Annotated in this window: 14 protein-coding genes; 8 read left to right on the forward strand and 6 right to left on the reverse strand. The window is 34.0% G+C overall.

Annotation, left to right across the window (positions count from 1 at the left end; genetic code table 11):
• Positions 1-153: 153 nt before the first annotated feature.
• A complete protein-coding gene (prfC, locus tag HMPREF1052_RS05315; protein ID WP_005760462.1) occupies positions 154-1,737 on the reverse strand; it encodes a peptide chain release factor 3 in 1,584 nt (527 codons plus the stop codon).
• Between the two features lie 239 nt (positions 1,738-1,976).
• On the opposite strand from prfC, the gene HMPREF1052_RS05320 reads away from it, so the two are divergent.
• The 7 genes from HMPREF1052_RS05320 to HMPREF1052_RS05350 all read left to right on the forward strand — a co-directional run bounded on the left by HMPREF1052_RS05320 (position 1,977) and on the right by HMPREF1052_RS05350 (position 8,583).
• A complete protein-coding gene (locus tag HMPREF1052_RS05320; RefSeq protein ID WP_005760528.1) occupies positions 1,977-2,837 on the forward strand; it encodes a phosphoribosylaminoimidazolesuccinocarboxamide synthase in 861 nt (286 codons plus the stop codon).
• Positions 2,838-2,910: 73 nt separating this feature from the next.
• Entirely contained in the window at positions 2,911-3,753 is an 843-nt protein-coding gene (locus tag HMPREF1052_RS05325) for a Rossmann-fold NAD(P)-binding domain-containing protein (protein WP_005760686.1), read from the forward strand.
• Between the two features lie 105 nt (positions 3,754-3,858).
• A complete protein-coding gene (argG, locus tag HMPREF1052_RS05330; RefSeq protein WP_005760671.1) occupies positions 3,859-5,193 on the forward strand; it encodes an argininosuccinate synthase in 1,335 nt (444 codons plus the stop codon).
• A 135-nt stretch (positions 5,194-5,328) separates the two neighbouring features.
• Positions 5,329-6,213 carry a phosphate ABC transporter substrate-binding protein gene (locus tag HMPREF1052_RS05335; protein WP_005760590.1) on the forward strand — a complete coding sequence of 295 codons (885 nt, stop codon included), beginning with the start codon at positions 5,329-5,331 and terminating at the stop codon, positions 6,211-6,213.
• A gap of 25 nt (positions 6,214-6,238) precedes the next feature.
• Entirely contained in the window at positions 6,239-7,093 is an 855-nt protein-coding gene (gene pstC, locus HMPREF1052_RS05340) for a phosphate ABC transporter permease subunit PstC (RefSeq protein WP_040596339.1), read from the forward strand.
• On the forward strand, positions 7,083-7,940 hold the full coding sequence (locus HMPREF1052_RS05345) for a PstA family ABC transporter permease (protein ID WP_005760673.1): 858 nt from the start codon (positions 7,083-7,085) through the stop codon (positions 7,938-7,940). Before pstC ends, HMPREF1052_RS05345 begins: the two co-directional genes overlap by 11 nt.
• Positions 7,909-8,583, forward strand: a complete 675-nt coding sequence (locus HMPREF1052_RS05350; protein WP_005760520.1) for a phosphate ABC transporter ATP-binding protein — start codon at positions 7,909-7,911, stop codon at positions 8,581-8,583. The genes HMPREF1052_RS05345 and HMPREF1052_RS05350 overlap by 32 nt, the downstream gene beginning before the upstream one ends.
• 44 nt (positions 8,584-8,627) lie before the next feature.
• Here the strand turns inward: HMPREF1052_RS05350 and HMPREF1052_RS05355 are convergent, their stop codons facing one another.
• The 4 genes from HMPREF1052_RS05355 to HMPREF1052_RS05370 form a co-directional block, all read right to left on the reverse strand.
• Positions 8,628-9,095: an Lrp/AsnC family transcriptional regulator gene (locus HMPREF1052_RS05355; protein ID WP_005760663.1), complete on the reverse strand. Its 468-nt coding sequence runs from the start codon at positions 9,093-9,095 to the stop codon at positions 8,628-8,630.
• A gap of 217 nt (positions 9,096-9,312) precedes the next feature.
• A complete protein-coding gene (locus tag HMPREF1052_RS05360; RefSeq protein ID WP_005760502.1) occupies positions 9,313-10,830 on the reverse strand; it encodes a YfcC family protein in 1,518 nt (505 codons plus the stop codon).
• Between the two features lie 77 nt (positions 10,831-10,907).
• Positions 10,908-11,840, reverse strand: a complete 933-nt coding sequence (gene arcC / locus HMPREF1052_RS05365; RefSeq protein ID WP_005760657.1) for a carbamate kinase — start codon at positions 11,838-11,840, stop codon at positions 10,908-10,910.
• A gap of 10 nt (positions 11,841-11,850) precedes the next feature.
• Positions 11,851-12,855, reverse strand: a complete 1,005-nt coding sequence (locus HMPREF1052_RS05370; RefSeq protein ID WP_005760487.1) for an ornithine carbamoyltransferase — start codon at positions 12,853-12,855, stop codon at positions 11,851-11,853.
• 416 nt (positions 12,856-13,271) lie between these two features.
• Here HMPREF1052_RS05370 and HMPREF1052_RS05375 point away from each other — a divergent pair, with 416 nt between their 5' ends.
• Positions 13,272-14,165: a VirK/YbjX family protein gene (locus tag HMPREF1052_RS05375; RefSeq protein WP_005760635.1), complete on the forward strand. Its 894-nt coding sequence runs from the start codon at positions 13,272-13,274 to the stop codon at positions 14,163-14,165.
• A 53-nt stretch (positions 14,166-14,218) separates the two neighbouring features.
• Here HMPREF1052_RS05375 and HMPREF1052_RS05380 read toward each other — a convergent pair whose 3' ends face one another.
• Positions 14,219-17,011, reverse strand: coding sequence for an insulinase family protein (locus tag HMPREF1052_RS05380; protein WP_005760537.1), 2,793 nt, complete (start codon positions 17,009-17,011; stop codon positions 14,219-14,221).
• Positions 17,012-17,058 lie beyond the last annotated feature (47 nt).

Consider the following 17,058-nt stretch of genomic DNA (forward strand, 5'->3'; position numbering starts at 1 on the left):
AACTCTATAATTTACAATGGAAGACGGATTAGGAATAATAAGATGCGGTGTTATTATTTGAATGTCGGTGAATCATGATTAACTATAAAAACTGCACCTTAATCAGTTTGTTTTAGCCTCAAACTTTTGGGATGCAGTATTAATTTATAAAAATTAATGTTCTCTTGTTTTAAAGAATGTTACATCAGGATAACGTTCTTGAGCAAGATTTAAGTTTACCATTGTAGGCGCAATATAAGTGAGATTATCTCCGCCATCTAGGGCTAAATTCTGTTCATTTTTACGTTTAAACTCTTCAAATTTTTTACTATCAGTACATTCAACCCAACGTGCGGTTGCCACATTGATATTTTCATAAATAGCTTCTACGTTATATTCGGATTTTAAACGAGAGACTACCACATCAAATTGAAGAACCCCTACAGCGCCAACAATCAGATCATTGTTCATGAGTGGGCGAAATACTTGAACAGCACCTTCTTCAGAAAGTTGAACAAGGCCTTTTAATAATTGTTTTTGTTTTAGTGGATCTTTTAAACGAATGCGACGAAATAATTCAGGTGCAAAGTTTGGAATACCTGTGAATTTGAGGGCTTCTCCTTGGGTAAAAGTATCACCAATTTGAATAGTACCATGGTTATGTAAACCAATAATATCCCCCGCATAGGCTTCTTCTGCATGGGAACGATCTCCAGCCATAAAGGTCAATGCATCTGAGATGACGACATCTTTGCCAATACGCACATGGTGGAATTTCATGCCTTTTTCATATTTGCCAGAAACAACCCGCATAAAGGCGACACGGTCACGGTGTTTAGGATCCATATTCGCTTGGATTTTGAATACAAAGCCAGTTAGTTTGTCTTCTGAGCTTTCTACTAAACGAGTATCTGCTTGGCGAGCCTGTGGTGCTGGTGCCCATTCTGTTAAACCATCAAGGAAATGATCTACACCGAAGTTACCTAAAGCGGTACCAAAAAAGACTGGCGTTAATTCACCTGCAATAAACATATCATGGTCAAATTCATTTGATGCACCTTTCACTAATTCCAGTTCATCACGTAATTGTTGTGCTAAATCTTCACCCACAGCAGTATCTAATTGCGGATTATCTAAACCTTTAACAATACGAACTTCTTGAATAGTTGAACCTTTCCCTGTTTGATATAAATAGGTTTCATCTTTATATAAATGATATACACCTTTGAATAATTTACCGCAACCAATTGGCCAAGTAATCGGGGCACAGTGAATTTTTAAGACGCTTTCAACCTCATCTAACAATTCCATTGGATCACGAATATCACGGTCTAATTTATTCATAAAAGTGATGATTGGTGTATCACGTAGGCGAGTTACTTCCATTAATTTAATGGTACGTTCCTCAACCCCTTTTGCACTGTCGATTACCATCAAACAGCTATCCACCGCAGTTAAAGTACGGTAAGTATCTTCAGAGAAATCTTCGTGCCCTGGTGTATCTAATAAATTTACTAAGCAATCATTATAAGGAAACTGCATGACTGAGGTGGTAATAGAGATACCACGTTGTTTTTCCATTTCCATCCAGTCTGATTTTGCATGGGCTTGAGAACCTTTGCCTTTCACTGAGCCTGCAGTTTGAATGGCATTTCCGTATAAAAGTACTTTTTCGGTAATTGTGGTTTTACCCGCATCGGGGTGAGAAATAATCGCAAAGGTGCGACGTTTATTCACTTCGGCTAATGGATATGTCATTACTCTTTCTTCTATTGTTTTAAAATGGATAAAAAATGTGGGTTATTTTCGCTTATATCATCTAGATTCTCAAATAAATTATACATTTTTACTAAAATTTATTAAGAGTAGACCACTTATTTAGTTATTTTTTACTGTCTTTTTCAGAAAAAGAAAAACGAGAATACTATATGCAAACGTTTGCTATTGGGTTATAATTATGCCCCACAAATTTCTACTTATCATAAAAGGTAAATGCGATGGCAGAACTTAGTCTTAAAAAAATCTATTCAGGTAAGGTACGAGATCTTTATGAAATTGATGATAAACGTATGTTAATGGTCGCAAGTGACCGCTTATCTGCATTTGATGTTATTTTAGATGATCCTATTCCTAGTAAGGGCGAAATTTTGACTCAAATTTCAAATTTCTGGTTCAAAAAATTGGCTCATATTATGCCTAATCATTTTACTGGCGACAGTGTATATGACGTATTACCAAAAGCAGAAGCAGACTTAATTAAAGATCGCGCAGTGGTTTGTAAGCGTTTACAACCAATTAAAATTGAATCTATTGTTCGTGGTTATTTGACAGGCAGTGGCTTAAAAGACTATAAACAAACAGGTACAATTTGCGGTTTAGAATTACCAAAAGGTTTAGTCGAAGCAAGTAAATTACCTGAACCAATTTTTACTCCTTCAAGTAAAGAAGCCGTAGGCGATCACGATATCAATATTAGTTATGCAGAATGTGAACATAAAATTGGTAAACAATTAGCGGCACAAGTTCGTGATGCGGCGATTGCTCTTTATAAAGAAGCTGCTGCTTATGCATTGACGAAAGGTATTATTATTTGTGATACTAAATTTGAATTTGGTCTGGATGAAAATGGCACATTAACATTAATGGATGAAGTATTGACTCCTGACTCAAGTCGTTTTTGGTCTGTTGATACTTATCAAGAAGGTATAAATCCACCATCATTTGATAAGCAGTTTGTGCGTGATTGGCTTGAAAACAGTGGCTGGAATAAGCAGCCTCCAGCACCTAAAGTTCCTGCTGATGTGATACAAAAAACAGCAGCTAAGTATCAGGAAGTACTGGATTTATTAACAAAGTAATATGAACACAAAGTGCGGTATAATTTAGAAAATTTTCACCGCACTTTTTATATCTTTAAATAACAGGAAGGTTATGAACTCAGTTTCAATTGTTGGTTTAGGGTGGTTAGGCTATCCACTCGCAAAATATTTACAACGGTTAGGGTGGGAAGTCAAAGGGAGCAAAAGAACCCATGAAGGGGCAGAACAAATGCGTTTAAATCGTATTGAAAGTTATGCTCTAGAATTAACTCCCGAGTTGAATGTGGATCCTGATGATCTCACCGCCTTACTTTCTGTCGATGCTTTAATTATCAATATTCCTCCTAGTGATTATTTTTTCAATATAGAGACTTATGTACAATCTGTACAAAATTTAGTAAACGAAGCTCTTCTTTATGGCATAACCCATATTATCTTTATTAGCTCAACTTCAGTTTTCCCCGATATATCGGGAAATTTTTCTGAAAATTCTCTTCCTCAGCCAACATCACAAATGGGAAAAGCATTATTAGAAGTAGAACAAGGTCTTTTCAATCTTAAAGATATTGATGTAGATATTATTCGTTTTGCTGGATTAGTAGGATATGAACGTCATCCAGTGTATTCTTTGGCTGGACGGGAAAATCTCAGCGGAGGTAATATGCCAGTTAATTTAGTTCATTTTGATGATTGCGTACGGGCTATTCAGTTATTACTAGAAACACCAAGTAATAAAAGGTTATATCATCTTGCAACACCATTACATCCGAAAAAAGCAGAATATTATCCTAAAATGGCAGAAAAATTTGGGGTAAAAGCACCGCACTTTATTTGTTCAGAACAAGATCCTCAACGAATTATTTTAGCCAATAAAATTTGTGATGAATTGGACTTTGTTTATCAGTACCTTGATCCCGAGGAATTTAATACCGATTCATTAGTAAATTTTCTTTAACTAATTAAAAGTGCGGTTGAAAACCATAAAATTTTTGTTGATAATAATAAATTTTTACAATCACAATAAACAATGATCTAATAAATTAAATAAATAGGAAAACATATGTCAAACACAATTCTACAAAATATTCCTAAAGGACAACGGGTTGGAATCGCTTTCTCTGGTGGTTTGGATACTTCTGCTGCATTATTATGGATGCGTCAAAAAGGTGCGATACCTTATGCATATACAGCAAATTTAGGGCAACCTGATGAGGACGATTATAATGCTATCCCTAAAAAGGCTATGGCTTATGGGGCAGAAAATGCTCGTTTGATTGACTGCCGTAAACAGTTAGCGCAAGAAGGTATTGCCGCTATTCAATGTGGTGCATTTCATATTTCAACAGGTGGAGTAACCTATTTTAATACCACACCATTGGGTCGAGCGGTAACGGGAACTATGCTTGTTGCTGCGATGAAAGAAGATGATGTGAATATTTGGGGTGATGGTTCTACCTTCAAAGGTAACGATATTGAGCGTTTTTATCGTTATGGTTTATTAACAAATTCTGCACTTAAAATTTATAAACCTTGGTTAGATGATCAATTTATCAAAGAGTTGGGCGGGCGTTTTGAAATGTCTCAATTCTTAATTGCTAACGGTTTTGACTATAAAATGTCGGTAGAAAAAGCTTATTCAACTGACTCAAATATGTTAGGTGCAACTCATGAAGCAAAAGACTTAGAAAGTTTAAGCACGGGAATCAAAATTGTAAAACCTATTATGGGCGTCGCATTTTGGGATGAAAAGGTTGAAATTAAACCTGAAGTGGTGAGTGTGAGTTTTAAAGAAGGTGTGCCTGTTGCATTAAATGGTAAGCATTTTGATGATATTGTTGAATTATTTATGGAGGCTAATCGCATTGGTGGCCGTCATGGATTAGGTATGTCAGACCAAATTGAAAACCGTATCATTGAAGCAAAATCTCGTGGTATTTATGAAGCACCAGGAATGGCATTGTTCCACATTGCTTATGAACGTTTAGTGACGGGTATTCATAATGAAGATACTATTGAACAATATCGTATTAATGGTTTACGTTTAGGACGTTTGCTTTATCAAGGTCGTTGGTTTGATCCTCAAGCTTTAATGTTGCGTGAAAGTTCACAGCGTTGGGTTGCTACAGCGATTACTGGTGAGGTGAAATTAGAATTACGCCGTGGTAATGATTACTCTATTTTGGATACATTATCGCCAAATTTAACTTACGAAGCTGAACGTTTAAGTATGGAAAAAGTAGAAAATGCGCCATTTGACCCAGTAGATCGTATTGGGCAACTCACTATGCGTAATTTAGATGTGTCAGATACTCGTCATAAATTGAGCATTTATGCTAAAACAGGGTTATTAACTTCAGCTAAGGATTCTGTTGTGCCACAATTAGGCAAAAAATAATTCAAATATTTATACTTCGGAAAATAGCTACAGGAAATGATTGTAGCTATTTTTTTATAAAATTAACATTTTTATTGAGAAGTAAAATAAGAGGTATTATACTGGAATCCCTTATAAATCATCTGGAGGATGTTTATGAAAAATTTCTTTAAATCAACCGCACTTTTATTAGCGCTCTCAACTTCCTTTGCCGTTCAAGCTGAAGATCAATCCATCAATACACAAATCAGTTTTAGTGGTTCATCTACCTTAGCACCTGTGATTGCTAAAATCTCAACGGACTTCATTGAAAAACATGTCACTTGGGATAAAGTTGATCCCACATTACCAAATAAAAACATTACTATTTTTGTTTCAGCTGGTGGCTCAGGAGCAGGTGTAAAAGCTGTACTCGACAAAGTCGCAAACTTTGGTATGTTGGCTCGTGAGATCAAAGAAAGTGAAAAACAAAAAGTAAAAGATCTAGAGGCTTATACTCTAGGTATTGATGCTTTAACTATTGCTGTTAATCCAGAAAATCAAGTGGTAAAAGCCAAAAATAGCAATTTAACCAAAGATGAAATTATTAAAATTTTTTCTGGTGAATATAAAAAATGGAGCGATTTAGATAAGAGTTTGCCAAGTGAAGATATTGTGGTTGTGACACGTGATTTTGGCGGTGGTGCACATGAGGTTTTCCAAACTAAAGTAATGAAAGATGTAAAAGTGACTAAAGATGTCATTCAAGCACCATCAATGGGGGCTTTAGTCGCAAAAATTATTGAAAATAAAAATGCTATTGGTTATGCCTCTTTTGGCGTGTCAAACCAAAATAAAGGAAAATTAACCGCACTTAAAGTAGATAATATTGAGCCTTCTGCTGAGAATATTATTAGTGGTAAATACTATATTTCTCGTCCATTAATTATTATGAAAAGTGGTAAGTTAAGTAAAACTGAACAAATTTTCCTTAATGATCTTTATTCTGAAAAGGGTAAAGCCACCATTGAAAAAATGGGTTTTATTCCAACGGCTAAATAAATCAATTTAACTTTTGTTGATTGAGATGAAAGGTCAATATTTTAAATTTGGGGTTCACTTTTTTACATTCCTAAGCGTTTGTATTCTGTTTACGCTTGTGGCTTTTTTATTTACTGAGTCTAGTACATTCTTTAGCCAAAATCGCTTGAGCGATTTTTTATGGAATACAGACTGGGATGTAAGTAGTGAACCTTTTAGTTTTGGTATTTTCTATATCTTACTAGCAAATTTTCTAGTGGCTTTTCTTGCCTGTATAATCTCTTCTGTAATTGCTTTTGGTGTGACGCTATTTATTTGTTTCTATGCTAAAACTAAATATCAAAAATTGCTGATTAAACTGATTAAAATTTTAGCTGGGATTCCTTCTATTATTTACGGATTTTTTGCATTATTTGTGATTGTAAAATTACTGGAAAACGTATTATCTATTTCTTCTGGTGAATCATTATTAGCAGGTAGTTTTATTCTTTCTATTATGATTTTGCCATTTTTTACTTCTCATATGATTGAGAGTATGGAGTTGGTAAAAAAACAATATCAACAAGATTCTGATGCCTTGGGAATATCCATAGAATTTTTTATTCAAAAAGTTGTTTTTCCCACCTGTCTTAAAGCGAGTGTGGCAGGATTTATTTTGGCTTTTTCACGGGCAATAGGAGAGACGATGGCAACTATGATGGCGATTGGTAACACTCCATTATTTCCTTATTTACTCTCAAAAATTCAAACGATACCTTCATTAATTGCATTAGAAATGGGGACGAGTGAAGTGGGAAGTCAACATTATTATGCCTTAATTGCCAGTGGTAGCACCTTGTTTTGTATCGTCTTTATTTTGAATATTATTTTATTTCAGTTAGAGCGGAAAAATGGAAAATAGTCGAAGTTTTCTCATTAAAGCTTATGCTGTATTTTCGGCTATCTTTGTGCTTGTAATAATTGCAGCTCTTTTTTATTTTGTCTTTTCTCGTGGTATTAGCCATATTAATTTATCTTTTCTTTTAGAAAATCCTAGTGGCATGATTCTTGGAGAAGAGGGTGGTATTAGAAATGCCATTCTTGGTTCATTTTTATTAATGAGCTTTGCCATGTTATTTTCAGGACTATTAGGTATCAGCTGTGCAATTTATCTAAAAATTTATTGTGAAATGCCGTGGTGTCAAATGGCATTAAAATTTGTAATACGTAGTATGGCATCCATTCCCTCTATTTTGTTAGGTTTATTTGTTTACGGATTTTTTATTGTTAATTTAGATATTCCACGTAGTTTACTCACAGCCAGCTTTACTTTAGCCTTAATGGTATTTCCTTTTGTGGAGATTAGTACAGAAAAAGTTATTAGTGAATTGGATACCGCACTTTTTCGAGACAGCTTTGCTTTGGGTGTAGATAAAAATTATATGTGTCAGCATCTTGTCTTACCAACTATTCGTAAAAATATCTTGTCTATTTTAATTTTAGCAGGTAGTTATGCGATTGGTGCCACAGCGCCTTTATTACTGACAGGTGTGGTGTTTATGGCAAGTCCAGATAGTTTATTATCACCTGTCATGGCATTACCTTTTCATTTACATATGCTTTTGAATCAGTCTGTAGGAATTGGCAACGCATATGGTACGGCATTGGTGTTAATCCTTATTTTGATTTTATTACATCTGCTTTCTAGCCTTATTTTAAATAATGTAGGAGTTAAAATTGTCCGCTATTTTAACCATCAAAAATCTTAATATTTATTATCAAGATAAGAAAATTTTAGAAAATTTGAATTTAGCTATTCAACCTCATGAGATTATTTGTTTTATGGGAAAATCAGGTAGTGGTAAATCCACCCTTTTATCTTCATTAAATGGCTTTTTAAATGAAAAGTGCGGTCATTTTGAAGGAAAAATTTTATTTAAAGGAGAAGATATTCAAAAGAAAGATCCAATTTGGTTAAAGCGAAAAATGGCGACTTTATTTCAAGATTCCAAGCCTTTTCCCTTTAGTGTAGAAAAAAACCTTACTTATGCAATGGAATTTTACGAGCGTAACATCATCAATAAGAAAGCAAAAGTTGAAGGATTACTAAAAAGTGTGAATTTATGGGATGAGATTGGGGGAAACTTGAGTATTTCTCCTGAACAGTTATCTGGTGGACAAAAACAACGTTTATGTATTGCTCGTATGTTGACAACAGAACCAGAAATACTCATTTTGGATGAACCTTGTTCTTCCTTAGATTTACATAATATGTTAGTAATCGAGGATTTAATTAAGCAACTTGCTAAAAAATATACGATATTAATTGCAACACATAATTTTGAACAGGCAAAAAGACTGACTAACCGAATAATCACTATTGAAAATAAAACAATTATGGAACCTCATTAATGATAAAGCATTAATTGAGGTACTTTATTGTTAAAATTTACCATTTATAATGGCAATTCAGTTGTATTTTTGACAGTTTTAAGACAAATTTCAGATTTTATGTTTTTAATACCAAGTTCTTTTGTTAAATATTTTTTACGGCAAGTATAAAATTCATCTAGATCAGCTACTTGTAGTTTAAGAATAAAATCATAATCTCCCATCATGAGATGGCATTCTGTCACTTGAGGAATTAATTTCATTTCATACATAAAGCGTTCTCGTTGAGCTACATCTTCATCTAAGAAACAACCTAGTGCATAAACAGTCAAGTTACAATTAATTTTTTGTGGGTCTAAAATCGCGGTATATTTATGAATAATACCTTTTTCTTCTAAAATATTTACTCTTCTTAAACATGCAGAATTAGATAATCCAATTTCATTGGCCAATTCATTATTTTGTAATTTACCATTTCTTTGAAGTGCCCTTAAAATTCTCGTATCAATATTATCTAATATTTTATGCGTCATAGAATTCCTTTTTTGATTTGACAACGTAATCGTTTTCATTTTAAAAGTAATGTATAAAATTACAAGGAATCAACAATAAAAATGTGATCTAAGCAACCTTTTTCTTTTATGAAATGATTAATTTCTTAAACAAAATATATTCTATAAATTGGTGTTCATAAGGCAGTACCTTATGAACACACTTTTTATGCTAGAACATTGACCTTTGATTTTCCACTTAGGTATATAATTGGACTTGAACGATGAGTAATATTGAGCCAATGGTTAGTAATACACCTATCATCGGTAGAACAAATTTCACCCAGCGATCAAATGGGATATGTAACATTTGTAGTGTTACTAATACGAGTCCTGTTGGTGCAAGGAATAGCATCGCATATTGCCCCCAGTTATAGGCAGATACTACCATATGTCTAGGAATACCTACAGCATCTGCAAGTGGCGCCATAATTGGCATAGAAAGCACAGCAAGACCAGAAGATGATGGAACGAAGAGCCCTAGAATAATGAAAACGCCTAATTGTGCAAGAATAAAGGCAGTAATTGGCATGCCAGAAACAAGATCAGACATATAAGCAAGAATCGTATCTGAAATCATGCTTTCATCAAGCACTAAGTTAACGCCACGTGCTAAACCAATGATGAGTGAAACACCCACTAATTCTGATGCACCATGAGTGAAAGCATCAATAATTTCTTGTTCTCCTAGACGAGAAATAAACATAATTAGTATTGTTAAAGTGAGGAAGGATGCCGCCATTTGAGGGAACCACCAACCACCTGCCATGACACCCCAAATCATAATTGGGAAGGCAATACAGAAAATGCTTAAAATAATCTTTCTGCGAGTATTAAATGCTAATTCAGTGGTTGGATCGTAATTAGTCATATAGCGGTTAAAGAATTCTTCTCTACTGTCATAAGTATAGGAGAAACTTGGTTGTGCTTTAATTTTTTTACAATACCAATAGAGATAAGCGATTACACAAGCAGAGCCGAGTACAAGCCCAATAGTTCTAAATACAATACCTTCTGTAAATTGAATACCCGCCGCATTAGAGGCAATAACTACAGAGAAGGGATTGATAGTAGAGAAGGCGGTCCCCATTGATGAGGCAAGAAATATCGCACCAACGCAGACTATAGCATCATAACCCAAGGCGAGAAAAACAGGTACAAGAATTGGATAAAAGGCAACTGCCTCTTCTTCAATACCACAGGTGGTTCCGCCGATTGCCATTAACACACATACACTGAACACGACAAAGAATTCATTACCTTTAGTTCGTTTTGCTAATGCTGATAGCCCAGCATTAAATGCTCCAGTTCGGTTGATAACCCCAATCATCCCACCAAGAACAAAGATAAAGACCATAACATCGGCAGCTTCAATAGTACCTTTCACCATGCTGATAGCAATATCTTGAGGTTGTTTAGGATTTTGTTCGACACGTTGATAGGAACCTGGAATAGCAATAGGTTTTCGAATAGTTCCTTCGGTGAAGTTATTTAAGTCAATTTTAATATTTAATTGTTCAAGTGACTCTTTGGTTGCTGGAAGATATTGATCTTCTTTCTGGTATGTTTTTACGACAAATTGATTGGCTGCTGAATTGTAAACTAATTTAGAATAAGATCCCGCAGGGATGATCCAAGTGAGTACAACTGCAAGAATTAGGATAATAAAGAGAATAGAAAATGCACTTGGAAACTTAAAGCTTTTTTTCTCGCTCATAAAAGAACTCCTTATCGCACGAGTTATTAATAAGGATGTATCTTTATTCGTTAAGATACATCCTTAATTATTTATATTTATGCGTAATATTCAATATCAGATACTTTTGTTGTAATACGAGTACCTGCTTTGCCCTCAACAATATCAATAATGTCTGATAATGAGCCAATTACTGCATCTTTTCCTGATTGTTTAACGAAATTAATGGCAGCTTGAACTTTTGGTCCCATTGAACCTGCCGCAAAGCCCATTTTACTAATGACATCAGGATGAGCTTTTGCAATTGCTTTTTGGGTTGGTTTACCCCAATCAACAAAAGTCGCGGAAACATCAGTTGCAATAATAAATAGATCAGCATTTAGATTTTCAGCAAGTAGAGCAGAGCAGAGATCTTTATCAATCACAGCTTCAACACCATGTAAGTTACCTTGCTCATCGTAATAAGTTGGAATACCGCCACCGCCAGCACAAATTACGATACTGCCTTTTTCAAGTAACCATTTTACAGGACGAATTTCAAAAATTCGTTTTGGTAATGGACTTGGCACAACACGTCTATATTTATCGCCATCTTGAGCAATTGACCAACCTTTTTCAGCAGAAAGTTTCTCTGCTTCTTCTTTGGTATAAACTGGTCCAATAGGTTTGGTTGGATTTTGGAAAGCAGGATCATTTGGATCGACTTCCACTTGGGAAAGTAATGTCGCAAATGGCACTTCAAATGGGACTAAATTTCCTAATTCTTGTTGAATCATATAACCAATCATTCCCACAGATTCTGCACCTAAGACATCTAATGGATAAGTGGATACATCTTTATAAGCGGCACCTTGTAATGCTAATAAACCGACTTGAGGACCATTCCCATGAGTCACCACTAATTCATTATGTGGATACACTTTGGCTATTTGTTCGCAAGCAATTCTAACATTTTGGCGTTGATTTTCCGCAGATAACGGTTCTCCACGACGTAATAAGGCATTTCCGCCTAATGCAATAACAATTCTCATATTTTACTCCTTAGGCAAGGCTTGCAACCATCACAGCTTTAATAGTGTGCATACGGTTTTCAGCTTGTTCAAATGCTACATTCATTGGAGATTCAAACACATCTTCAGTGACTTCTATACCATTGGCAAGTTGTGGATATTTTTCGGCAATTTGTTTACCCACTTTGGTTTCACTATTATGGAATGCTGGTAGACAATGCATAAATTTAACTTTTGGATTACCAGAACGTTTCATTAATTCAGGAGTTACTTGATAAGGCATTAATAGTTCGATACGTTTTCCCCAAGTTTCTAAAGGTTCACCCATAGAAACCCAAACATCGGTATGCACAAAATCAACACCTTTGATAGCTTTATCAATATCTTCTGTAACTGTAATTCTTGCTCCACTTTGTGCTGCAAATTTTTTGCACATTTTGATTAATTCATCATCAGGAAGTAATGCTTTTGGTGCACAAATACGAACATCCATACCAAGTTTTGCACCAATTAATAATAATGAGTTACCCATGTTATTGCGGGCATCACCAATATACATATAACTGATTTCTGATAATGGCTTATCACAGTTTTCAATCATAGTAAGTACATCAGCTAACATTTGTGTTGGATGAAATTCATCGGTTAAACCATTAAATACAGGCACCCCTGCATATTCAGCTAATTCATCAACAATGCTTTGTTTAAAACCGCGATATTCAATAGCATCATACATGCGACCAAGTACACGGGCGGTATCTTTCATACTTTCTTTATGACCAATTTGAGAGGAGGTAGGATCAATATAAGTCACTTGTGCCCCTTGATCATAAGCAGCGACTTCAAACGCACAACGAGTACGAGTAGAGGTTTTCTCGAAAATAAGTGCAATATTTTTACCTTTTAGTTTTTGTTGTTCTGTACCTGCATATTTGGCTCGTTTTAAATCTCGAGAAAGGTCTAGTAAATAGTTGATTTCACGTTGGCTATGATTGACTAAGCTAAGTAAGTGTCTATTTTTAATGTTAAATGCCATGATAAATTCTCCTATAATATTTGAGTTACATATAGTGGAAAATTCAGAACAACGTCCACTATTGACGGAATTAATAATAAAAGATTCTAAAGTGAATAGGGTTGCTTTTTTAATAAACCCAATGTAAAGATTTCGAATAAAATTCAAAAAATTATAGGTGATAAGCAATGATATTTCATTAGCTATATCGCATAACTTTTTATTAAAAAATATGTTTGAGAGTAATTAGGAAAAATAGATCGGATCAGTATGATTATTTAAGAGTAATTATTAATTTACTCTCAATATCTTTATAAAATAGCGTAGCTAGAATCAACATTTTTTGTGATAATAATATTCCAGTATCATTTTTAGCTTTTATTTATTGACTGAGATAGTCAATTTCAATGTAATTAATCAAAGGGTAATCATTTATAATGGATTATAAAGATCATTTCCAATTTCCTTTATTTAAGGAAATGTATCCTAACATTAAAAAATCTTCTTATCTCAAACAAACTCGTGAATTTTTACGTTATCAAGCAAAGACTTTAGTCTATCGAAAACAATGTAAAATGTTGGCTAACTATCTGAGTACACAGCCATTATGGCGTTCTATTTTTGAACAAGATCCTTATCGTGTAGATGCCTTATTAACTAAGTATTGTAATCGTCGTTTTTCAGTTTTTCAGCGCCTGAATTATATTAAGAAAAATTTTGAAGTGATGAATACAATTTTGGGTAATGATTTATGTGAAAAGTTAGTCAAACATGGTTTTATATCATTAGCAGAACTTCCAGATAATTTATCCTTACGATTAAATATCAATCAGATTGATCCATTTGAAGGATTTTTCTCAATTAATTTACAAGATAATCAACGTAATATCAGTATTTACGATGCTTCCTTTACTTTTTTAAATGAAAAACAGCTTTTGGTGGCTTCCATGCAGGGTTCTCACCATGAAAACGCATTGGATTTGATTAAACAAAGTACTAAATCGCTTTATGGTATTCGTCCAATGTACATGTTAGTTAATTGTTTTAAATTGATGTGCCAACATTGGCAATGTGAGTTATTGGCAATTTCACATAAGCAGCAAGCAAAATATCGTTTTAATGATCATTCAAGATTATTATTTAATTATGATGTATTTTGGCAATCCAATGGTGGCAGATTGATAAACCATTATTGGCATTTACCTTTATCTATTGAAATTAAATCTATGGAGCAAATTGCCAGTAAAAAGCGAGCTTTATATCGTAAGCGTTATGCCATGTTAGAAGATGTTGAACAGCAAGTAAAAAATAGCTTAACTAGTTTGGCATAAATTTTTTTAAAAATAGACCGCACTTTTATTTGAAAAGGCGGTCTTGTTTTAATCTATGGTTTTAAAATTGAAACAAATCGAGCTTTTGGTGCTAAAGCTTGTTTAGCAAGTTTATCCATATTTGCTTTTGAGGCAATATTGGATAAATCTTGATATAAATAAATAGCTTCTGGGCTGCCTGTATTCCAGTAACTTTCCTCAATAATGCTAACAATGGAGACTAACGAATCAAATTGATATTTAATTTGAGTGCGTTTTTCATCAATTTTCTTTTGTAATAAATCTGGATCAATGCCTTTTGCCATTATCTCATCTAACACATGATGTGTTTGCTTAATAAGATAATCTGCACGTTCGGGAGCACAACTAAATTCGATTTTACCTTCTAACTGGGGCATTTCCTTAGCTTGTGAAAACCAACTATTGACAGAGTAAATGCCTGATTCTTTTTCACGTAATACCAAACGCAATTTTTCTTGCAGAATATCGCCGAGTAAATCAAGTTGATATTGTTGCTCTGGAGACCATTGATGATCTGTGGTCAGATAAATTTCAACATCTGCTCGAGGTTCATTTAAATTATGCATTACAAAGGTATGCTTTGGTATTTCAGATTTTACTTGATAATTCACCGCACTTTTATGCTTTACAGGCAAGTTAGAAAGATATTTTTTGACTAATTCTTCCACTTTATCCTGTTTTATATCTCCGATAATAAAATAAGTAAAATCTGTTTTTGCTAAAATTTGTGATTGATATATTTCACTAAGTTGTGCTTCGCTAAAGCTTAATAGTTGGCGCTCATTGCTATCATATACTGTTGGTGTGGTTGGATAGCGTAAACGAGAAACGGCTTGCATGAATCTAGTTTCTTGATCGAGTTCTTTGAAATAATCACGGGTTTCATGTCGATATTTACTTAAAGCCTGCTGAGAAACAGGGCTTTGTTGTAATTTTAACTGGAATAATTTTAATAAATCTTCTAGTTGATAGGATTTACCAACAAGAGTAAAACCTTGTTTGTTATCATCAATAATAGTGGCAAATGCAATTGGGTTTTGGTTGAATAATTCATTAACATTGGCTAGAGGAAGATTACCAACTCCCGTATCGTCTACAAGCGTGACTGCGGTTCTTAATAAATGATAATCAGAACTTGGAACAGATCTTAATCCACCAGAAGTAACCGTTTTAAGATAAACTTGGTTAGGGGTTTTATCAGAATAGTGATAAATTAATTTATTGCCGTTTCCTAATTTGTATTCTGTAATATCCCCTTGCTGCCAATATTTTGTTTTATAAAGTTGTCCTATTTGTGCAGCGAGTTCAGGCATTTCCACATGAAGCTGTTGTTGTTGCCAAAGCGATTGTGGCTGGCTTAGATTTTCAGACCATAATTGTTCAATGTTTTTTTCATTAAAAGGTAATTTTTTATCTGGGTATGGCTGAGTTATCATTAACAGTTTTGCTGGAATCTGAATAATACGACGTACTTCTTGATTAATTTCTGTCAAGCTGAATTGGTTTAAAAACTGTTTATTTAAACGGTAGCGATCTTGCATGCCAACTGGGATTTGTTTATTTGCAGCAATAGGAATTAAATCATCTGCAATCTTCAAACTCCCAGATTTGATGCTTTTTTGTTTTTCATTCAATTGTAATAAACGAGCAATTTCTGTTTTGACTTCTGTCTCGCTGAAACCTTGTTGCTGTATTTGTGCAATGAACATAAATAATGATTTAACTGTTGTTAAATAATCTGTTTTAAGTGGCTGGATAAGAAAAATATTTTGAATAGTTTCTTTGCCTAAATGACTCCGATAGAAATTTGCTGAATCAATATTTTCACTATGATTTGCCTCCCATGTTTGCAAACGTAAATTGATTAATTTGACAATAATTTGGTGCATGAGATCTTGTTTGTATTCTGTGAGTGTATTTTTTTCTTTTGCTTCTTCAAAGAAACTTAATTCAATACTTGGAATCATAATGCCTGATTCAGATACGGTTGCGACTCGCCAATGATTTACCAAAGGAATATTGTAATTAATTTTTTCTAAAGCAGACCGCACTTTTGTTGGTTTTTCATCAAGTTTTGATGAGATTAAATTTAATACTTGTGAAGCATTAATATCTCCTACAATAATTAAAGACATATTGTCAGGGCGATACCATTTGCTATAAAAATCTTTCACGCGCTGAGAAGAAATATTGCGAATAATATTCATATCGCCGATAGGATCTCGTAATACATAACGAGAGCCAACCATTTCTATTGCACTTTTTTTATCACCAAGACGTAGCATTGGGCTTAAACGACGTCGCCATTCTTCTTCAACAATACCTCGTTCATTATCTACATCTTGGGGTAAGATGGTGAGATTATTCATCCATTCATTTACCACATCAAAAGCTAAACTGAGACTTTGATTATCTGTTTTATCCAAATTGAGTGTATAGACTGTATTTTCAAAATCGGTAAATGCATTAATATCTCGAGCAAATTTCATGCCTAACTGTTCAAGTGCATTAATAATTTGATTTTCAGGAAATTTCTTGGAACCATTGAATGCCATATGTTCCACTAAATGAGCAATCCCTTTTTGATCATCATCTTCATTCATTGAGCCAGCATTGACCACTAGGCGAATATAAGCTCGTTTTGCAGGTTCATTATTAGGTACAATAAAATAGTTTAATCCATTATGTAGTTGCCCATGTTGAATCATGGGATCAAAAGGCAATAGATTATTTTCCTGTTTTGTTGTATGACAACTTATGAGGAAGGGAAGTAAGATTAAAAGTGCGGTTCTATTTAAGAAAATTCTAAAGCGTAGAGTAAACATATTGATTCCGAAAGTACAAAATCCATACTGCAGAAACAGTATGGATT

It is taken from the genome of Pasteurella bettyae CCUG 2042, assembly GCF_000262245.1.
Taxonomy (GTDB): domain Bacteria; phylum Pseudomonadota; class Gammaproteobacteria; order Enterobacterales; family Pasteurellaceae; genus Basfia; species Basfia bettyae.